Source organism: Streptosporangium sp. G11 (genome assembly GCF_051192615.1).
Classification (GTDB): Bacteria; Actinomycetota; Actinomycetes; order Streptosporangiales; family Streptosporangiaceae; genus Streptosporangium.
Genome location: NZ_JBPJUQ010000088.1, coordinates 13,087 through 32,468, shown reverse-complemented (window position 1 = coordinate 32,468; position 19,382 = coordinate 13,087). Strand labels below are relative to the sequence as shown.

Genomic DNA, 19,382 nt, shown 5'->3' with positions numbered 1-19,382 from the left:
CCGGCGCCTCGACCGCGGACGGCACCCAACTCACCCAGGCCACCTGCGGGACCGGCACCAACCAGCAGTGGAGGCTCGCGAGGGTCTCATAACCGAATGCGAAACCCGGCCACTGCCCGAAGACACTCCAAAATCGGGCAGTGGCCGGCCTTCGCATGCCCCAGCGGTTTTAGCATCATCTCGACACCCGGATCGCAGGCTATGTTCGCCGGACATCCGGATATCACGTATTAAAAAGGCACTTGTGACATCGTTGACATACAAAGCGCGTTCGCTGATATTCCGTGCTGGAACCCGATCGGTTCGTACGCCAGCCGGCCGAACCGAGGCAGTGACACCTGCGAAGCGTGCCGTGCTTTCGGTTTGAGCGTTCTACCGGCAGCTTGGGAGGCGCGCGTGCGGACCGCAACGGCGGGGTCCACCGGCGGGGTCCACCGGCGGGGTCCACCGGCGGTGAATCCCCGACGCCGGCGGCACGCCCGTCAGCGCCTGCTCCGGCAAGTGCCTGAACGCCACCGCGTACGGCACGCCACCGCAGATCTGAACCTGCGACGGCGCCACCAACCACTGGAGAACGCGCACGACGTGGCCGCCGCCGAACGGGCGGTGAGGGAACTGCTGGACCGTACCCCGGCACCGACCGCGCTGTTCACCATGAACAACCGGATCACCACCGGTGCCGTGCGGGCACTGCGGGGACATCCGTCGCCGCCGGTGTTGATCGGCTTCGACGAGCTGGACCTGGGGGACTTCCTCGGGGTCAGCGTGATCACGCATGACCCCGAGGAGATGGGGCGGTGGGCGGCGCAGCTGCTGCTCGACCAGCTCTTCGGTGACGTCTACGAATCGGCTCGGCATGTGGTGCTGTCGACCCGCCTCCTCGTCCGTGACTCGAGTGAACGTCCGCCGCCACGCGACATCGGCGGCTGATCGCCCGTGGCTCCGCTCCCCGGGTCGCCTCCGCGGGTGGCCGTCAGGGGGCGGCGTTGAGCAGATCGAGCGCGCTGTGCTGGCAGCTGTGGTTGGTGGGGACGAACGGACCGGCCCAGTGGCTGCCGTAGTTGTCGAGGCTGTCCCGGTTGCTGGCGTAGGCGGTGTTGGCGTTGCGCTGCAGGTAGGTGTTGTACGCGCCGCCGGTCACCGAGTTCAGGGCGCCGAGGCCGCGGATCGCCGCGCCCTTGAACGACGCTCCGTCACCGCTGCAGGTGTTGCTCTCGTTGGGTTCGCGCAGGATGCCGTTGGGGCTGAGGTAGCCGCTGGTGGTGAGAGCGTCGCCGATGCGGCGGGCCGTGCTGAGCGCGTTCGCGTCGCCGGTGAGCCTGTTGAGCTCCACCAGCGCGTTGATCAGCACGCCCTGGTTGTAGGTCCAGGTGGTGTCGCCGTTGTTGCGGCAGGTGCTCAGGTTGATGCCGTCGTTGACCAGGTTCGAGCCGTTGAGCATGCCGGTGCTCTGGAACCAGTTCCAGGCGGCCTGCGCCCGGCCGCGGTAGACGGTGTCCCCCGGGATGCGCTGGGACAACTCTGCGTTGAGCTGGATGTAGAGGCTGTTCTCGATGGCGTTCTTCTGAGCCCGGTCGGTCTTCCACCACACGCCGCCGCCGCAGCGGTTGTCCCAGTAGCTGTACATGAAGTCGGAGTCGGCCTTGGCGGTGTTCAGATAGCGGACGTCGCCGGTCACGTCGTAGGCGGCCATCCAGGCCAGCCCCCACCAGCCGGTGTCGTCGAGATACTCGTTGCGGAACTGGCCCTGCTGGGCGTTCAGATTCTTGTCGTAGGTGTTGGCGATCGCGTAGCCGTAGCTGCCCATGCCGCTGCGCTGGATGTTCTCGATGAGCGCGGTGAGCGCGTTGGCGCCGGTCCACCACCCGTTGCCGTCGAAGAGGCCGGTGCCGCGGTTGTAGCGCATCATCAGCGCGGTGGCCGCCGCGGTACGCCGGTCTCCGGCGTTCCAGGTGCTGCGTGTCCACGCCGTACAGGTGATCTCTGGCCGGTTGCCCGCTTTGCCGCAGGCGCGCAGGGCGCCGACGCCCTGGTTGGCCCAGTCATCGACGTTGAACATGGCGGTACGCGTGCCGGAGGCTCCGGCCGGGATCGTGGTGGAGCCGAGGCGGCTGTCGACCCAGGTGCGGCCGCCGTCGAACGAGCGGTCCAACCACACCTCGTCCGTGGTGGTGCCGCCGTCGACGGTGGCCCAGGCCATCGAGTCGGTGTCGTTGACGTGCACGGTGAATCGCCGCCCGTACAGGGTGCTGGAGACCGGCTGCCGGTCGGAGGGAGAGAGCGCCGGATCACGTCCGTCGCAGTAGCGGTTGCAGATCGTCGCGGCGGCTCGCGCCCCGGTGGCGCCGCTCACGGCCTGGGCCGGGCCGGCGAGGGCCGGCGCGGCCGTCGTCACGACGGTCAAGGCGGCCAGGACCGCCAGTCCGCGTAAGGACTTCATCATGGTTCCTCGATTCACTGTGATCGATTCCTCCCTTTCGACGCCGGCGGAACGATCGCGGGGAGCGGTCGAGGGCCGGCGGTGCGCGGCTCCGGTGTGGGGGGCCACCGGAGCCGCGCACCGGGTTGTCGGGAACGGGTGGCGCCGGTCGTCACCGGCTCGACCCGCTCACGCGGACGGCAGCGTCCAGCGTTGGGCGGTGGAGCCGTTGCAGTCCCACAGTTGCAGCCGGGTGCCGTCACTGCGCGCTGTCGCCCGCCTCCTGTGGCGCGACCGGCGCGTGCGGCTGCGCCTGCGTTCGATAGATGTCCCAGCCGGAGAAGTTGCCGTACTGCGCCTTCTGCCCGCCGGAGACGGTGTGCACCCGGTGGTCGAAGCCCCGACAACGCCCGTCGACGTCGCTGACCACGTTGGGATGCAGCAGCGAGTGGCAGGGCGCGGTGTAGAACACGACCTGCTGGTCGGTGGTGCCACCGGAGATCTCGATCTTGCGCGGCAGCTTGTTCCAGGCGTCCTTGGTGGCCTGCCGCGTCGCGTCGAAGTTCCAGTTCGGGTTCTCGGCGGCGCGGTTGGCCCTGGCGCCGTCGAGCGACACGTACGACAGGCCCACCTTCGCGTGCACCACCCGGTTGCCGGAGGCGTCGAAGGTGACGGAGCCGCCGTTGGTGAACGAGCCGCTGGAGGAGAACGGCCGGTCGAAGACCATGGTGAAGTAGAGGGTGTACGTCGGGCTGGACGCGCAGAAGTGCCCGGAGGTGATCGAGCCCTGGACCTCGGTGTCGCTCACCGCGGTGGAGGCGTCCACCGCGGGAGTCATCGTACGGACCAGCGCTGTGCCCCGGTGCCGTTGCACTCCCACAGCGCCACCAACGTCCCGTTCGCGGTCCCGCTCGCCGTCACGTCGAGGCACTTGCCCGACCCGGCGCCCACGACGGTGCCGTTCGTGGCGAACGTGAACCTCTGCGCCGCCCCGCCGTTGCACGTCCAGATCTGCACCTTCGTGCCGTTGGCCGTGCCGTTGCCGTTCACGTCCAGGCAGCGGTCGCCGTAGACGCGCAGCTCACCGGCAGCGGTGCGGGTCCAGCGCTGGTTGCTCCCGCCGTGGCAGTCCCAGATGTGCACCTGCGCGCCGGGAGTGGTGCTGACCCCGGAGACGTCCAGGCAGCGGTTGGACTGCGGGTTGGCCAGCGAGACGGCGATGCCGACCGGCGGGGCCACCACCGGGGCGAGACTGCCGGGCACGGACCGCAGCGCGGAGAACCAGCGCTCCGCCATCTTGGCGTAGCCGCCCGCGTTCGGGTGGAGACCGTCGGCGAGGTCGGCGACGGTGAACCCGGAGTGCATGTCGACCAGGTGGGTCATCGGCCCCTTCTGCGCGACGATGCCGGGGACGGCGGCGTTGAACGCCCGTATCCGCGACTCCACCGCGGGGTCGCCCGCCGGAACGATCTGCGCGACGAAGAGTTCGACCACCGGCGCGTTGGCCCGGATCTTGTCGATGAGCGCCGACAACCGGCCCGGCGCGCCCGCGACGTCGTAGTTCTGGTTCATGTCGTTGGTGCCGATGTGCAGCAGGATGGTGCGCGGGGCGGAGTTCCGCAGCCAGCCGACGATGTTCGCGTCGAGATCGTTGATCCGCCACCCCGAGTGGCCCTCGTGGTCGTGGTCGCCGAGGGTGGCCGGCCCGTTGAACCCGGACCCGACGAAGTCGACCGTGTACTGTCCTGACACCATCCGCTGCCACAGGTTGACGCGATAGCCGCCGGGCACGTTGAACCCGTCGGTGATGGAGTCGCCGAGCGGCATGACCCGCACGCCACCGTTCGACTCGGCCTGAGCCGGCGCGGCCGCCGCCATCGTCAACCCGGCGGCGGCGAGGGCGAACCCGAGCACGGCGGCCCAGAACCGCCTGGAGTTCCATCGCATGACTGATCCTTTCGTCCGCACCGCCCCCGGAGCGGGCCCCTTTCCGGCCCCGGCAGGCCGCCGGGGCCGGAAAGGGGCCCGCCGCGGCAGGGGCGGGTGCGTCGTGGGGGGTGGAAAGGGCGTGCCCAGCAAGGTCGAGCCGTGCGGCTCACACGGCGGGTGCGTCGTTCGGGGGTGGAAAGGTCCGCTGCCGGCCGGTACCGCCGACGCGGCCCACGATCAGGGCCGGGGTGCCACCGACGGTGCCCGGACCTTCGACGACGAAGGCGAGTCGCCGTCGAAGCTCGTCAGCCGGCTGGAGGACGTCGATGTCCTGGCTCGGTTTGCTCTCTCGGCGCGGCGGGCTCGGCGACCACCACTGACGCCGCGGTCGTGGTCGGTACGGTGAGTCCCGGGAGGATGAGGCACAGCGTGAGCGGAAGATGCCATCGTTTTCATCGTTACGGCTCCAGGATCGGACAGACGTACTGTCACCGGACCGACGGGACATCGAATGCCGTAAGCAAAGAGGAAATTACCAGCGTTTGTCAACGTTGTCTTCATGATTGTTAGAAGCGGCGACCGCCCTTTATGGCGGTGGCCACAGGCTTGTCGAAAGCGCGGATCAGGCCATGTGACCAGGCATTCGACAGCCGACCTTCGGGCGATCGCACGTCCGAGCGGGTGCGTCCGCCGGTCTCGGGCCTGCTCCCACAGGCTCGCGGCTCACGCCATTCCAAGTGGCGCCCCGACGAGAACGGCCGGAGGCGTTCACATGGGTGCCGTCTCGGCGTCGATCAGCGAGAAGGGGATGGTCGACCGCTTGGGGACCTCTTCCCCGCGGACCAGTGCCGGCAGGCGACCGCCCGCCTGCCCATCTCGCGCTGGTCCTGCTGGACGTGGACGAAGGCGGGTCCGCGGACCGGATCCACGGGGCTCGGCGCGAAGCGCGGCCATGGCGGGGCCGACGTGTGCGGTATACGCTCCGGGGCACTTCACCCCGAGCGGCGCACCCTCGCGAGACGAGATAGAGCTGTTATATCGTATTACGTGCGCTCAGGCCCCCCATGCGCGGCTCGGCGAGGCGCAGCTGCACTTGATACCGAAACGAGCGCGAAAGCAGGAACAGTGAAGAAGCTCCCCGTTCAACCGATCGAGTCCCACTCGGTCTCGGATCTGGTGACCACCGGGTTGCGACGTTCGATCGTCTCGGGAGACCTCGCGCCCGGCGAGACGTTCTCGCTGTGAAAGATCGCCGCGAAGCGCGCCCTCGTCGAGGTCACCGTCCCGGTCGAACGGGGTCAGCCCCATCACACAGGAACCGGACGGAAGGCCCACCGGCCGCGCGGCCGGCTGTACGTCCTGAATCATGCGTTCTTTTCCCTCAGTGTCCTCCGCCCATGAGAATGGGCATCGGGTCGGGCAGGTCGGACTCGAGCGCCCAGGCACGATCGGAGAGCTCCTCCACCGTGGCGCCGTCGCGCCGGGCCTCGAGAAGCGCCTCCGGGTCGAAGGAGGGACCGACGGAGGGACCGACGGAGGGACCGACGGAGTCGGCCGCGTACTCCGGTCCCTTCATGTAGGCGGTGGCGTCGTTCGGCTCCTCGAACCGGTCGATCTGCATCTCGACCATGTTCCCGTCGGGGTCGCGGTAGTACATCGAGGTGGTGACGCCGTGCGCGATGCAGACCGCCGGCAGGACCCCCTGGTCGCGCAGCAGGACGTACCTGGCGAGCAGGTCGTCGATGGAGTCGAACGTGTACGCGACGTGATGCATCGCGACCGTGTCGGGCGTCTTACGCTGGAGCGGGACGGGCGGGTGGATCAGGGCGACCCGGTGGTGCTCCTCATCGAAGGTGATGAACGAAAGGGCGTCGTCCTGGTAGACGACGTGACCGTCGAGGACGGTGCAGTACCAGTCACGCATCTCCTGCGGCTGGGCCGGCTGGAAAACGACGCGGGCGAACTTCGGGCTCGCGGACATGGCAGATCTCCCTGGACTCTTCCGCCTGAAACGCACAGGCGGCGTCGACATCGCTCTTGGTGCTTCGAGAGCCTGTAATAGTGCACCGCCGTAGCAGTGATATGTGATAACAGAAAGCCTCTGAAGCGAGTTCTTTTGGCAGGCCGGGGTTTCCGGCCCGTTACGACGTCGTGTCAACGGGCCGGTGGCGCGTCGAACGCATACGCCAGGTCCGGCGTCGATCTTCGCGCAGGTCGGTCGCAAGCGCGCGTGAACTGATTCGCGCAGGTCGGTCGCAGGCGCGCGTGAGCTGACGGGCAAGAACCGGGAAGGAGGCGCCGGCCGTCATCGGGCCCCGCCGCCGACGCCGATCACAGTCGACGCGCCGCGCCCTGCCGCGGAGCGTCCCCGAGGCCGCGCCACAGGCCGCGACCGGTGGCCGGCAGGGATCAGCCGGCGCGTGGAGCGGCTGTGGTGGCGACGCCGAGATGGTCAGTCGGCGACGGCCGCGATGCCCTGCTGGGCGATCTGCTCGTTCGTGTCCAGGTGGATCAGGACCGCTTGAGCGGCACGGCCGGGATCACGTTCCGCCACCGCGGCGAGAAGCTCCGCGTGCGCGGCCTCCCGCCTGCGGGGTTCGTCGGGGTCGCCGTCGCGGCCGCCGGAGGCGAGCCGCACGTAGCGTTCGGCCGCGTGCCAGAGCATGCCCAGCATGCGCAGGTCCCAGCCGGTGGCCGCGGGGCGCAGCAGATCGAGGTGGAACTCGTGATGGGCCTCGTAGATCTCCTCGAGCCCGAGGCTCTCGTCACCGAAGACGGCCAGATGGGCCGTGAGCCGGGCGTGATCACGGTCGGTCAGCAGCAGGCAGGCCCGCCCGGCGAGTTCCGGTTCGATCTGCCGGCGCAGGCGGTAGATGGCGCGCAGGTCCTCATGGCTGAGCGGGGCGACCGTGGCGCTTTTCCCGCGAGCGGTGATGATGAGCCCCTGGCTCTCAAGGTGGTGCAGGGCCTCACGCACGGGGATGATGCTGACCCCGAGGCGACCGGCGATCTCACGGAGGGAGAATTCCTGCCCCGGGCGCAGGTCGGCGGCGAGGATGGACCGGCGGATCTCCTTCGTCACCTGCTCGACCACCGACAGTGGTTGCACGCGGCGTACGCCGGTCGTGCTCGCTCCAGCCACGATGGCCCTCCCCCCGGGCAGCCTCTGCAGGCCTTGCCGGCACGCCGATGTTATCAGTCATATCACTGCTGTGTTCTCGGCCTTCCCCCGGCGGCCCGCTGCAGGAGCGGGGTGATGCGGTACTCGACCATCTGGCGCATGACGAGAGCGGTATTGGTGCGCTCCACACCGGGGTTGTCGAGAATCTGACCCGCGATCCGGTACAGATCATCGGCGTCGGTGGCCACCACGTGGACCAGGAGATCGCTCTCGCCGGTCAGGCCGTGCACCTGGAGGACCTCGGGAATGGCGGCGAGCGCGGCGGCGACCTCGTCGAGCCGCCGCTGGACGACGCGGGTGGTCACGAAGGCGGTCAGCGGGTAGCCGAGCGCGGCCGGGCTGATGCGGCGCTCGAAGGAGCCCACGGCGTTGGTGCGGTCCAGTGCGGCCAGTCGTGCCTGAACGGTGTTGCGGCTGAGGCCGGCCTGGTCGGCGAGCGCGACGGCGGTGGCCCGGGGGTGCGCGGTAAGGGCGAGCAGGAGCCTGGCATCGGTGGAGTTCATCCGCGCGGAATCGGGCACGATGCACACCTTTCCAAGGAGTGAGGAGGGGAAATTGGGCGTCCTGCACTGTTATCACACAGGCTCTTGCGCACATTCTGCCCAGCTGGTGTGCTTAATCGCAACAACTGCCCGCCAGGTGATCCGCCTACGGCCGCGATCCGGCCACTTCCCAGCGGACGCCGCCCGTGGCAGTTCTTCGTTCGTGCCGTGCCCGGCACGCCTTCCCTGTCGCTTCCCGACCACTCGGCTCGCTCCGGCGAGCGCAGGTCGCGAGGAGGTCCGTTCCGTATGACCACTGCCCCAGCTCAAGCCGCCGCCTTCCGCACTCCCGACGACGGCTCCTCCGACTTCGACGTCCTGCGCGAGGTCGAGAACCGTGTGCTGTGGCTGTCCAGCGCCATCGTGCACCACGCCAACCGGGTGCGCCCCAATCCCAGCGGGCTCAAGGTGGGGGGCCACCAGGCCTCGTGCGCCTCAATGGTGTCGATCATGACGACGCTGTGGTTCCGTCACCTACGGCCCGAGGACCGGGTGTCGGTCAAACCCCACGCCTCGCCGGTCCTGCACGCCATCAACTACCTCCAGGGAAACCTCGACGCCGGGTTCCTGCCGACCCTGCGCGCGTTCGGCGGACTGCAGAGCTACCCGAGCCGCTCGAAGGACCCCGACCCGGTCGACTACTCCACCGGCTCCGTCGGCATCGGAGCCACCGCCACCATCTGGGGAGCGATCGCCCGCCGTTACGCCTCCGAGGACGCCGGCACCGCGGCGGGACGGCAGTACGCACTGATCGGCGACGCCGAGCTGGACGAGGGCGCGGTCTGGGAGGCCGTGCTGGACCCGCAGGTCGCCGAACTCGGTGAGCTGGTGTGGATCATCGACCTCAACCGGCAGTCCCTGGACCGGGTCGTGCCCGACATCGCCGCGGACCGCCTGCAGGGCATGTTCGCCTCGGCCGGCTGGCAGGTGCTCACTCTCAAGTACGGGACCCTGCTGGAGGAGCTGTTCACCCGCCCCGGCGGCGCGCAGCTGCGCCGGCGCATCGACGCGATGCCCAACCCCGAGTACCAGCGGCTCCTGCGCTGCTCCGCCGACGAACTGCGCGAACGCCTGCCCGGCGCCGGCGCCGACGCCCGGTCGATCGCCACGCTCGCGGAACAGCTGGACGACACGACCCTGATGCAGGCCCTGCGTAATCTGGGCGGGCACGACCTGGCCGCACTCGACGACGCGCTCGCCTCCGTCGACGACCACCGGCCCACCGTGATCTTCGCCTACACCGTCAAGGGCTACGGCCTGCCCACCCAGGGCCACCCGCAGAACCACTCCTCGCTGCTGACCGAGGCCCAGATCAACGAACTGGCCACCCGGATCGGCGCCGATCCGGCCCGTCCCTGGGACGCCTTCCCCTCCGACTCGGCGGCCGGACGCCTGTGCGCCGGGGCCGCGGCGCGGCTGCGCCGGGACCCGGTCGAGGCCACGCCCCCCTCGGCGGTGCCCACCGACATCGGCCGCACCCCCACCGGCACCGCGACCACCCAGGCCGCCCTCGGCCGGGTCCTGCTCGACCTGACCCGCGCCGCCCCGGAGACGGCCCGCCGCATCGTCACCGTCAGCCCGGACGTCAGCTCGAGCACCAACCTGGGCGGCTGGGTCAACAAGGTCGGGGTCTGGGCACCCACCGAGCGTGTCAACTGGTTCCACGACGACGCCGAAACCCTGCTGCACTGGCGTGAGAAGCCCACCGGCCAGCACATCGAACTCGGCATCGCCGAGACCAACCTCGTCGGGCTGCTCGGCGAGCTCGGCGCGACCTGGAGCCGCTGGGGCAAGCCGCTGCTGCCCATCGGCGTGCTCTACGACCCCTTCGTCCAGCGCGCCCTGGAACCCTGGTCCTTCGGCATCTACGCCGGCGGCCAGTCCATCCTCGTCGGCACCCCCTCGGGGGTCACCCTGGCCCCCGAGGGCGGCGCCCACCAGTCCATCACCACCCCCTCCCTCGGCATCGAACAGCCCGGCTGCACGACCTGGGAGCCGGCGTTCGTCCTCGACACCGAGTGGGCCCTGCTCGCCGCGATGGCCCGCCTGGGCAGGCCGGACGGCGGCTCCGCCTACCTGCGGCTGTCCACCCGGCCCGTCGACCAGTCCCTGGCCGCGGTGCCCGCCGATCCGGCCGCCCGCGAGCGCCGCCGCCGCCAGGTCGTCGCCGGCGCCTACCCGCTGCGCCGCACCGAGCGCCCCCGGGTCACCATCGCCGCCATGGGCGCCGTGGTCACCGAGGCCCTGGCCGCGGCCGACCGTCTCCAACGGCAGGGCATCGCGGCGGACGTCGTCTGCGTCACCAGCCCCGGCCTGCTCTTCCAGGCCCTCGACGCCCGCTCCGGCCACGGCCACGCCGACACCTGGATCCTCGACCAGGTCTTCCCCGCCTCGCGCGCCACCCCGCTGGTCACCGTCCTGGACGGCCACCCGCACACCCTGGCCTTCCTCGCGGGCATCCAACGGGTCCCTCTGCGCACGCTGGGCGTGACCCGCTTCGGTCAGTCCGGCTCGCTGGAGGACGTCTACCGCCATCACGGCATCGACACCGACAGCGTCGTCCGCGCCGCCCTCGACCTGACGGAGTGATCCCACTTCGGGAAGCCGGAGCGCACTCCCCCGTCATCGACACACCCACCTCGCCTCAGTCCTTGATCTCGCAGATCACCGCACCCGAGGTGACGGTGGCGCCGACCTCGGCGGTCAGGCCCTTGACGGTGCCCGCCCTGTGGGCGTTCAGGGGCTGTTCCATTTTCATGGCCTCCAGGACGACGACCAGGTCGCCCTCCTTGACCTCCTGGCCGTCCTCGACGGCGACCTTCACAATCGTGCCCTGCATGGGCGAGGCGAGGGTGTCGCCGGACGCCACGGGGCCGGACTTCCTGGCCGCGCGGCGCTTGGGCCTGGCGCCGGTGCGGGCGGGGGACATGCCCAGGGAGGACGGGAGGGAGACCTCCAGGCGCTTGCCGCCGACCTCGACGACGACCGTCTCGCGGGCCGTCTCCTCCGCCTCGGCGTCGGCGGGGGCGGCGAACGGCTTGATCTCGTTGACGAACTCCGTCTCGATCCAGCGGGTGTGGACCGTGAACGGGCCGGTGGAGCCGGTCAGCTCCGGCGCGAACGCCGGGTCCCGCACGACCGCGCGGTGGAACGGGATGGCCGTCGCCATGCCCTCGACCTGGAACTCCTCCAGGGCGCGGGCGGCCCGCTCCAGGGCCTCCTTACGGGTGCGGCCCGTGACGACCAGCTTGGCGAGCAGGGAGTCCCAGGCCGGGCCGATGACCGAGCCGGACTCCACGCCCGCGTCCAGGCGGACACCGGGACCGGACGGCGGATCGAACCTGGTGACGATGCCCGGCGCCGGCAGGAAGCCGCGGCCCGGGTCCTCGCCGTTGACGCGGAACTCGAAGGAGTGACCGCGCAGCACCGGGTCGCCGTAACCCAGCTCCTCGCCGTCGGCGATGCGGAACATCTCGCGGACCAGGTCGATGCCGGCGACCTCCTCGGTCACCGGGTGCTCCACCTGGAGGCGGGTGTTCACCTCAAGGAAGGAGATCGTGCCGTCCTGGGCGACCAGGAACTCACAGGTGCCGGCACCTTCGTAGCCGGCCTCCTTCAGGATCGCCTTGGAGGCGCGGTACAGCTCGGCGACCTGCTCCTCGGAGAGGAAGGGCGCGGGAGCCTCCTCGACCAGCTTCTGGTGGCGGCGCTGCAGGGAGCAGTCACGGGTGGAGACGACGACCACGTTGCCGTGCCTGTCCGCCAGGCACTGGGTCTCCACGTGGCGAGGGCGGTCGAGGTAGCGCTCGACGAAGCACTCTCCGCGCCCAAAGGCGGCGACCGCCTCGCGCACCGCGGAGTCGTACAACTCCGGGACCTCTTCCAGCGTCCGGGCGACCTTGAGGCCCCGCCCGCCACCGCCGAAGGCGGCCTTGATCGCGATCGGCAGTCCGTGCTCCTCGGCGAAGGCGACGACCTCGCCGGCGCCGGAGACCGGGTCGCGGGTGCCCGCGACGAGCGGGGCACCCGCGCGCTGGGCGATGTGGCGGGCCGCCACCTTGTCGCCGAGGTCGCGGATGGCCTGCGGGGGCGGGCCGATCCAGTTCAGGCCGGCGTCCAGGACCGCCTGCGCGAACTCCGCGTTCTCCGAGAGGAATCCGTAACCCGGATGGACGGCGTCCGCGCCGGACTCGCGCGCGGCGTCGAGGACCTTCTCGATGTCCAGGTAACTGGTGGCCGGAGTGTCACCGCCCAGGGCGAACGCCTCGTCCGCGGCGCGGACGTGCACGGCGTCCCGGTCCGGATCGGCGTAGACGGCCACGCTCGCGATACCGGAGTCCCGGCAGGCTCGGGCCACCCGGACGGCGATTTCGCCACGGTTGGCGATGAGCACCTTCGTCAGCATGTCGCCTCCGTCATGTCCGGCGGGGTGGCGCCGATCCGATCGACGGTCTCCACGATCCGGTCCTCGGCGATGACGGTGGCCACGATCCGGGACGGGGTCTGGTGCAGGCCCGGGTGAATCACTTCGTGGCCGGCGTCGCGCAACGCCCGGGCGATGACCTTGGCGCCGCGGTCATGGCCGTCGGGTCCCGGCTTGGCGATCACCACGTGAGCGCGCGGCGCCGACGCGGAGGCGGCGCGACGCGCCGCCTTTTGGACGGTTTTCATGGTCTCTCCGATCGGGCGTCTAGCGAGGGAGGGCGGAGGCGAGCCAGCCGGCGGGGCCGTAGGTGTGCGGTGCGCGCGGGAGAAGGCCGGGTGAGGCCCAGGTACCGGCGCGACGGGGAACCGGGGCCGGGCCCGCCGCAGCGGCGAGGGACAGCACCGCCACCATGGCGGCGAGCTCCTCCACGGTCGGGTCGCCTCGGACAACCTTGATCGTCATGTCCACTTCCTGGGCCTAGAGGGGGATGTTGCCGTGCTTCTTCGGAGGCAGGGACTCCCGCTTGGTGCGCAGCTGCCGCAGGCCGCGGACGATGTGGGCGCGGGTGTCGGACGGCATGATCACCGCGTCGATGTACCCGCGCTCGGCCGCGACGTAGGGATTGAGGAGGGTGTCCTCGTACTCCCGGATCAGCCGGGCGCGGACCGCCTCGGCGTCCTCCCCGCTCGCCTCCGCCTCGGCGATGGTGCGGCGGTGCAGGATGTTGACCGCGCCCTGCGCGCCCATGACGGCGATCTGGGCGGTCGGCCAGGCGAGGTTGAGGTCGGCGCCCAGGTGCTTGGAGCCCATGACGTCATAGGCGCCGCCGTAGGCCTTGCGGGTGATGACCGTGATCAGCGGGACGGTCGCCTCGGCGTAGGCGTAGATCAGCTTGGCGCCGCGGCGGATGATGCCGTCGTGCTCCTGGTCCACGCCCGGCAGGAAGCCGGGGACGTCCACGAAGGTCACGACCGGGATGTTGAAGGCGTCGCAGGTCCGCACGAAGCGGGCGGCCTTCTCGCTGGCGGTGATGTCGAGGCAGCCGGCGAACCGCATCGGCTGGTTGGCGACGATGCCGACCGGGTGGCCCTCGACCCGGCCGAACCCGGTGACGATGTTCGGCGCGAACAGCGCCTGTGTCTCGAAGAAGTCGGCGTCGTCGAGGACGTGTCCGATCACCGTGTGCATGTCGTACGGCTGGTTGGCGCTGTCCGGGACGAGGGTGTCCAGCTCCAGGTCCTCGTCGTTGACGGACAGGTCCGCCTCATCGGGGAAGACCGGGGCCTCGGAAAGGTTGTTGGACGGCAGGTACGACAGCAGCTGCTTGACGTACTCGATGGCGTCCTTCTCGTCGCCCGCCATGTGGTGGGCGACACCGGAGGCCGTGTTGTGGGTGCGGGCGCCGCCCAGCTCCTCGAAGCCGACGTCCTCGCCGGTCACGGTCTTGATGACGTCCGGTCCGGTGATGAACATGTGCGAGGTCTGATCGACCATGACCGTGAAGTCGGTGATGGCCGGGGAGTAGACCGCGCCGCCCGCGCAGGGGCCGACGACCAGGCTGATCTGCGGGATGACACCGGAGGCGTGGGTGTTGCGGCGGAAGATCTCACCGTACGCGCCCAGCGAGGCGACCCCCTCCTGGATCCGCGCGCCGCCGGAGTCGTTGATGCCGATGACCGGGCACCCCGTCTTCAGGGCGAAGTCCATGACCTTGACGATCTTCTGGCCGTAGACCTCGCCGAGGGCGCCGCCGAAGACGGTGAAGTCCTGCGAGAACACGGCGACGGGCCGCTCGTCCACCGTGCCGTAGCCGGTGACGACACCGTCCCCGTACGGGCGGTTCCTCTCCAGCCCGAAGTTGGTGGAGCGGTGCCGGGCGAACGCGTCGAGTTCGACGAAGGAGCCCTCGTCGAGCAGCGACTCGATCCGCTCACGGGCCGTCAGCTTGCCCTTGGCGTGCTGCTTCTCGACGGCGCGCTCCGAGCCCGCGTGGGTCGCCTCGTGGGTACGGCGCCGGAGGTCCGCGAGCTTGCCCGCGGTCGTGTGAATGTCATGGTCGTTCGCCCGTGACGGCTCGACCGTCATCGTTCACTCCCGTTCTGGTCGGTGTGGCCGTCCCGTCGCCGTACCGGCCGACGGCACAGGATGTTCGAAAGGCGCCCCGGACGCTCGCCTCCGTCGATTTCCCGCGCGATCCGATAGGCGGAACGCTCGATCTCGGACTTCCGGAACCCCTGCTCGATCGCCGCGACAGCGCCGCCGCGGTCTTCGACGGCCCGCAGACCGGCGGCGATCGCGGTACGCACGTACTGCCTGGCGTTGGCGAGGGTGAACGCGATCTCCTGCACGGGCGTGACTCCCGCCTCGGCCATGTGGTGGCCGGAGATGGAGAGTCGATCGAGTCGATCGCGACGCCGACCTTGCCCACCTCGCCCTGGGCGACGGCCTCGTCGGAGTCGTAACCCCTCTGCGTCGGCAGATCGAACGCCACGCTCAGGCCGCCCGTGCCCGCGGCGACGAGTTGGTGGTACCGGGCGTTGGACTCCTGCGCCGTGCCGAATCCGGCGTACTGCCGCATCGTCCACGGCCGCCCCGTGTACATCGACGGGTGCACGCCCCGCGTGAACGGAAACCGCCCCGAGGAGCCCAGGTTCTCCCGCGCGTCGAACCGCTCCGGCGCGGAGTCGTCGTGGACGGGCCGAACGGGAAGTCCCGACTCATCGCGCACGACGTCTTCCACGCCGCCACCTCCCACCGCGTGGCACTCAATACTGTTATCACGGTACTCAGTACCACCCCCCTGGGCAAGTGATGCCCGAGCGTCGAACCAGGGAAGGATGAGCCCATATGAGCAGAGGATCCACGCGGGACCGACTCGCACAGGCCGCGTTCGCTCTCTTCGACGAACGCGGATATGAGCAAACGACCATCGACGACGTCGCCGAGCGGGCCGGCGTGGGGCGCACCACGTTCTTCCGGCACTACCGGTCCAAGGAAGAGGTCATCTTCCCCGACCACGACCGTCTGCTGACGGCGATCAGAGAGCGGCTGGCCGGCTCCACGCACGCCACCGCACTGGTGGCCGTCTCCGACGCGGTCCGGCTGGTTCTGCTCCACTACCTCGACGAGGGCGACCTGGCCCGGCGCCGGTACGCGCTCACCAGCAAGGTGCCCGCCCTGCGCGAGCGGGAGATCGTCAGCGTGGCCCGCTACCAGCGCCTGTTCCGCGAGTTCATCTCGGACTGGATGGGCGACACCGGGAAGCCGGCGTCCCTGAGGGCCGAACTCATGGCGGCGAACGTGGTCGCCGCCCACAACCACGTGCTGAGACGGTGGCTGCGGGGCGAATCGGCCGACCCCGTCGCGGAGGTCGACGAGGCGATGCGTGAGGTGATCGCCCTTTTCCCCGTCCCGCCCGTCGAAGCCTCCGCGCGCACGGCGACCGGCGACAACGGAACCACTGTCGTCGTCCTGAGGAGCGGAGCGGACATCGACGCGCTGCTACCTTCGCTCCGACGCCTCATGCGGGACGCGGCCGACCCGTGACGAGCCGCCGGCGGAGGGCGGTCGCGAGCGCGGCGAGGGTCCGTAAGGGTGTTCTCATGTCCTCATTCCTTCGTTCACCTGGCAGGTGCCACGGAGAGCGGGTGAGCGGTTCTTCACCTCCGGTCCGGCTAGGGGCCGGTCCGGCCTCGGATGATGCGGGCGATCGTGTCCGGATCGGCCTTGGGTTTGCGGTCCTCGGCCAGCAGGCCGTTGCGCTCCCGCGCGGTGTCGGTGAGCTGGGTGTAGCAGAAGCCGGCCAGGTCCCTGGCGGCGTGCACGGCCTCGAGCAGCGCGCCGAGCCGCTCGGGGAGTTGCCCGGGTGAGCCGGTGACTCCGTAGCCGGCCCAGGTGGTGGGGTCGTCGGGGGCGTGGGTGAAGCCGCCGAACTCGCTGAGCACCACCGGCACCGAGGGCGCCGCGTCGCCGATGGCGAGCCGGCGGCCACTGGATCATCCGCTGTCGATGGTGTGGCCGACACGGGCCGCGTCGGAGTATCGGTCTCGGATCGCGTCGGGGTCATGAGTGTAGTCGTGGATGCCGAGCAGGTCGCCGCTGACGTATTCCCAGCCGTCGTTGCCGATCACCGGCCGGGTCGGGTCGAGCGCCTTGAGCAGGTGGTACAGGCCGCGCACGGCGTAGCGCTGGGCGGCGGAGTGCGCCAGGTGCGGCACGCCCCAGCTCTCGACCGGGCTGACGTCATGGGGCCGGCGCGACGGCGTCGCAGGACTCGAGTGCCCGCGATGAGGGCGACGGAGACGGCGCGGCGGCGGGTGACCGGCGCGAGAGCAGATATCCCGTCAGCGCGGCGAGCAGGCCGGCCAGGCCGGCCGCCGCGAAGCCGCCCGCCGGCACGGACGCGTCGATCGCCACTCCCACGACCGGGGAGCCGAGCGCGAACCCCGCGCTCGCCGCCGAGGACTGCAGGCCGGTCGCCTCACCTCGCACACTGGCCGGCGCCAGCCGGCTCACCGCGTCGGAGACCGTGGAAAGAGTCGGCGCGGTGAGCAGCCCGGCACCGATGACGGCTACACACAGCCAAGGCCAGTCATGGGCGAGTCCGGCCGGAATCGTCACCAGCCCGAGCAGGCCGAGCAGCAGCCAGGTGGGCATCGGCCGGGACAGCGCTCCGTACACCAGACCGCCCACGACGGACGTCACCCCGAACACGGCGACGACCACGGCCGCCCACGAGACCTGACCGGCTTCTTGAAGGGTGGCGACGATGGCCAGGTCGACGCCGCTGAGCAGCATCGCGACGCCGAACCCCATCGTCAGAACAGCGACCATGCGCACGCCCAGCCACTCTCTGCGCCGGGGCCGGCCCGCCGCCTCGCCGTCCGCCTCGTCCTCGGCCCGCAACGGCGGGTTGAGCAGGGCGATCCCTGCCCCGCCGACGACGATCGCGGCGCCCACTCCCCACGCCACCACGCCGGGGGAGATCTTCGCCGCGCACAAGATCACCACCGTCGGCCCCACTATGTACGACAGCTCGCCCAGCACCGACTCCAGCGCGAACGCCGCCCGCCGCTGCCCCGCCGTCGTCATCGCGGCGATCGCCTGCCTGGTGACCGATTGGACCGGCACCATCAGCAGACCGGCGGCGAAGGAGGCACCCAGCAAGATCACGTACGGTAGCACGGGCAGGGCCAGCCAGAACACGAGCTGCGGCACGACCGTGGCCAGCAGCACGGCACGCAGGCCCCGCCGGTCGATCATCCGGCCCAGCAGGGGCCCGCCCAGCGTGACACCGGCGGTGAGCGCCGCCACCAGGGCTCCCGCCGCCGCGTAACTCATGTCGAGGGCGATGACGACGTACATCGTCAACGCCATCGCGTCCGCCGTGATCGCGGCACGAGCGAGCAGCGAAATGCCCAGCAGCGGCGTCATCCCCGGCACCGCGAGCACCTGTCGAAATCTGATCACTGTTTTGACGCTAGATCACCCGGAACGCCATAGGAAGCCGTCAATTCGTTGGAGCAGGCATAATGAACGCTTATGGCACGTGATCTCGACACCGCACTGCTGCGATCGTTCGTCACCGCCGTGCGAGCGGGCAGCATCAGCCGTGCGGCGGCGGCGCTCGGCCGCACCCAGCCCGCGCTCAGCCAGCAGTTGCGCAGGCTCGAGAGGGCCGTCGGCAGTCCGCTGCTGCACCGGGCGCCGTCCGGCGTCTCGCCGACCCGGGCGGGCGAGGAACTGCTGCCCTACGCCGAGCGCATTCTCGCGCTGTCGGCACAGGCACTCACCGAGACAGGACGCGCGCTCACCGGGCATTGCGGGGTGGGACTCCTCGAAGATCTCGCCGCTTCCCGCCTTTCCCAGGCGCTCGCCGACCTCGCGCGACTGCACCCCGGCGCGACGCTGGAGGTGCTCAGCCTTTCCAGCGCGGCGATGCGGGAAGCCTACGACACGGGCCGCGTCCAGCTCGTACTCGACGAGGCCCCGGATCTTCCCTGGCCGCCGCGCTGGACGGTGCGTCTGCCGCTGGTCTGGGCGGTCGGGCAGGGTGTCGCCACCGACGCCGATCCGCTGCCGGTGGTGCTGTTCTCGAACACATGCGCCTGGCGGACGTCGGTGCTGGAAGCGATGGAGGGCACGGGGCGCCGCTGGCGGGTGGCGTTCGAGAGCAACAGTCTCGCCGGAGTGCTCGCCGCGCTACGGGCCGGGCTCGGAGTCGCGGCGCTCCTGCCCGCCAACCTCGAGCCGGCCATGGCCTGCCACGACGCGGCCGCGTTGCCCGCTCTGCCGGACGTCGAACTCGGCCTTGCCCGCCACCCCGGCACCGAAGGTGACGCGCTCGTCGACGCTGTGGAGACCGCCCTGCGGCGGATGATCTGAGCCGCACACCCCGGGCGCCGACCATCTCCACACCCTGAACAGCCGCAACAACCTCGCCTACTCCTATCGGGTGACGGAGGCGATCACCCTGTACAAGGCGACGCCGCCCGATTGCGAGCGGGTGCTGGGAGCGAGCCATCCGACGACCCAGAAGGTCCGGAACCACTACGCGACGGCTCGTGCGGCCGCGAGCTCGCGCCCCGCGTGGTGGCGGCGCGTGTTCGACATCCGGCGGCGTGAGCGCTGATCGACCAGGTCGGGTGAATCGCGAACAAGCCAGAATGATCAGTGTTCACCACACGCCGCCGACCAGAACGCCGCCATCTTCCGGCTGTCGTGCACATCGAGCGTCCATTGCGCGAACCGACTCGTCATGGTCTCTCCTCCTTCGTGGTTCAGACCTCGCCTCTTACCCGCTTCGCCGAACTCACCCGCCTTGAGCGTCAGCGTTTGACGACGATCTTCCATTGGCGCGACGCCGCGCCACCTACCCCGCAACAC

At 70.3% G+C, this 19,382-nt stretch carries 19 protein-coding genes and 2 pseudogenes; 5 read left to right on the top strand and 16 right to left on the bottom strand.

Features of this window, described 5'->3' with window-relative positions:
• Positions 1–501: 501 nt before the first annotated feature.
• Positions 502–930, top strand: a complete 429-nt coding sequence (locus ACSDR0_RS42520; protein WP_435294648.1) for a substrate-binding domain-containing protein — start codon at positions 502–504, stop codon at positions 928–930.
• 43 nt (positions 931–973) lie between these two features.
• Here ACSDR0_RS42520 and ACSDR0_RS42515 read toward each other — a convergent pair whose 3' ends face one another.
• The 6 genes from ACSDR0_RS42515 to ACSDR0_RS42490 all read right to left on the bottom strand — a co-directional run bounded on the left by ACSDR0_RS42515 (position 974) and on the right by ACSDR0_RS42490 (position 8,050).
• A complete protein-coding gene (locus tag ACSDR0_RS42515; RefSeq protein WP_435294647.1) occupies positions 974–2,440 on the bottom strand; it encodes a glycoside hydrolase family 76 protein in 1,467 nt (488 codons plus the stop codon).
• A 238-nt stretch (positions 2,441–2,678) separates the two neighbouring features.
• Positions 2,679–3,257: a glycoside hydrolase domain-containing protein gene (locus ACSDR0_RS42510; RefSeq protein ID WP_435294646.1), complete on the bottom strand. Its 579-nt coding sequence runs from the start codon at positions 3,255–3,257 to the stop codon at positions 2,679–2,681.
• Complete coding sequence (locus ACSDR0_RS42505; RefSeq protein ID WP_435294645.1) at positions 3,254–4,366, bottom strand: RICIN domain-containing protein; 1,113 nt, start codon at positions 4,364–4,366, stop codon at positions 3,254–3,256. Before ACSDR0_RS42505 ends, ACSDR0_RS42510 begins: the two co-directional genes overlap by 4 nt.
• Positions 4,367–5,729: 1,363 nt before the next feature.
• A complete protein-coding gene (locus ACSDR0_RS42500; protein WP_435294644.1) occupies positions 5,730–6,329 on the bottom strand; it encodes a VOC family protein in 600 nt (199 codons plus the stop codon).
• A 471-nt stretch (positions 6,330–6,800) separates the two neighbouring features.
• Complete coding sequence (locus ACSDR0_RS42495) at positions 6,801–7,490, bottom strand: GntR family transcriptional regulator (protein WP_435294643.1); 690 nt, start codon at positions 7,488–7,490, stop codon at positions 6,801–6,803.
• Between the two features lie 62 nt (positions 7,491–7,552).
• Positions 7,553–8,050 (bottom strand): Lrp/AsnC family transcriptional regulator, encoded by a 498-nt coding sequence (locus ACSDR0_RS42490; protein WP_435294642.1) that lies wholly within the window; start codon positions 8,048–8,050, stop codon positions 7,553–7,555.
• A 270-nt stretch (positions 8,051–8,320) separates the two neighbouring features.
• On the opposite strand from ACSDR0_RS42490, the gene ACSDR0_RS42485 reads away from it, so the two are divergent.
• The gene (locus ACSDR0_RS42485) at positions 8,321–10,660 is read left to right on the top strand and encodes a transketolase-like TK C-terminal-containing protein (protein WP_435294641.1); all 2,340 of its coding nucleotides are present in this window, start codon (positions 8,321–8,323) and stop codon (positions 10,658–10,660) included.
• Positions 10,661–10,715: 55 nt separating this feature from the next.
• On the opposite strand, the gene ACSDR0_RS42480 is transcribed toward ACSDR0_RS42485, so the two are convergent.
• From ACSDR0_RS42480 to ACSDR0_RS42455, 6 genes and pseudogenes are all read right to left on the bottom strand, one after another.
• A complete protein-coding gene (locus tag ACSDR0_RS42480; protein WP_435294650.1) occupies positions 10,716–12,473 on the bottom strand; it encodes an acetyl/propionyl/methylcrotonyl-CoA carboxylase subunit alpha in 1,758 nt (585 codons plus the stop codon).
• Entirely contained in the window at positions 12,470–12,742 is a 273-nt protein-coding gene (locus ACSDR0_RS42475; RefSeq protein ID WP_435294640.1) for a cobalamin-dependent protein, read from the bottom strand. The genes ACSDR0_RS42480 and ACSDR0_RS42475 overlap by 4 nt, the downstream gene beginning before the upstream one ends.
• 19 nt (positions 12,743–12,761) lie before the next feature.
• Complete coding sequence (locus tag ACSDR0_RS42470) at positions 12,762–12,959, bottom strand: acyl-CoA carboxylase subunit epsilon (protein WP_435294639.1); 198 nt, start codon at positions 12,957–12,959, stop codon at positions 12,762–12,764.
• 15 nt (positions 12,960–12,974) lie between these two features.
• The gene (locus ACSDR0_RS42465) at positions 12,975–14,582 is read right to left on the bottom strand and encodes an acyl-CoA carboxylase subunit beta (protein WP_435294638.1); all 1,608 of its coding nucleotides are present in this window, start codon (positions 14,580–14,582) and stop codon (positions 12,975–12,977) included.
• Positions 14,579–14,887: pseudogene (locus ACSDR0_RS42460) on the bottom strand (methylmalonyl-CoA mutase family protein); the annotation flags it as partial. The pseudogene ACSDR0_RS42460 and the gene ACSDR0_RS42465, both read right to left, overlap by 4 nt.
• Before the next feature lie 24 nt (positions 14,888–14,911).
• Positions 14,912–15,225: pseudogene (locus ACSDR0_RS42455) on the bottom strand (methylmalonyl-CoA mutase family protein); the annotation flags it as partial.
• A gap of 119 nt (positions 15,226–15,344) precedes the next feature.
• Between ACSDR0_RS42455 and ACSDR0_RS42450 the strand changes: the two are divergent.
• A complete protein-coding gene (locus tag ACSDR0_RS42450; RefSeq protein WP_435294637.1) occupies positions 15,345–16,043 on the top strand; it encodes a TetR/AcrR family transcriptional regulator in 699 nt (232 codons plus the stop codon).
• Positions 16,044–16,171: 128 nt separating this feature from the next.
• On the opposite strand, the gene ACSDR0_RS42445 is transcribed toward ACSDR0_RS42450, so the two are convergent.
• Genes ACSDR0_RS42445 through ACSDR0_RS42435 form a run of 3 tightly spaced genes read right to left on the bottom strand, consistent with a single transcriptional unit; the run spans position 16,172 to position 17,966 of the window.
• Entirely contained in the window at positions 16,172–16,441 is a 270-nt protein-coding gene (locus tag ACSDR0_RS42445; protein ID WP_435294636.1) for a hypothetical protein, read from the bottom strand.
• A gap of 51 nt (positions 16,442–16,492) precedes the next feature.
• On the bottom strand, positions 16,493–16,714 hold the full coding sequence (locus ACSDR0_RS42440; protein ID WP_435294635.1) for a hypothetical protein: 222 nt from the start codon (positions 16,712–16,714) through the stop codon (positions 16,493–16,495).
• Between the two features lie 25 nt (positions 16,715–16,739).
• Positions 16,740–17,966, bottom strand: coding sequence for an MFS transporter (locus ACSDR0_RS42435; RefSeq protein WP_435294634.1), 1,227 nt, complete (start codon positions 17,964–17,966; stop codon positions 16,740–16,742).
• Between the two features lie 72 nt (positions 17,967–18,038).
• On the opposite strand from ACSDR0_RS42435, the gene ACSDR0_RS42430 reads away from it, so the two are divergent.
• Together ACSDR0_RS42430 and ACSDR0_RS42425 are read left to right on the top strand one after the other, a co-directional pair.
• On the top strand, positions 18,039–18,881 hold the full coding sequence (locus tag ACSDR0_RS42430) for a LysR family transcriptional regulator (RefSeq protein ID WP_435294633.1): 843 nt from the start codon (positions 18,039–18,041) through the stop codon (positions 18,879–18,881).
• A gap of 70 nt (positions 18,882–18,951) precedes the next feature.
• On the top strand, positions 18,952–19,128 hold the full coding sequence (locus ACSDR0_RS42425) for a hypothetical protein (RefSeq protein ID WP_435294632.1): 177 nt from the start codon (positions 18,952–18,954) through the stop codon (positions 19,126–19,128).
• A 38-nt stretch (positions 19,129–19,166) separates the two neighbouring features.
• Here the strand turns inward: ACSDR0_RS42425 and ACSDR0_RS42420 are convergent, their stop codons facing one another.
• Positions 19,167–19,349 carry a hypothetical protein gene (locus ACSDR0_RS42420; RefSeq protein ID WP_435294631.1) on the bottom strand — a complete coding sequence of 61 codons (183 nt, stop codon included), beginning with the start codon at positions 19,347–19,349 and terminating at the stop codon, positions 19,167–19,169.
• Positions 19,350–19,382: the final 33 nt, after the last annotated feature.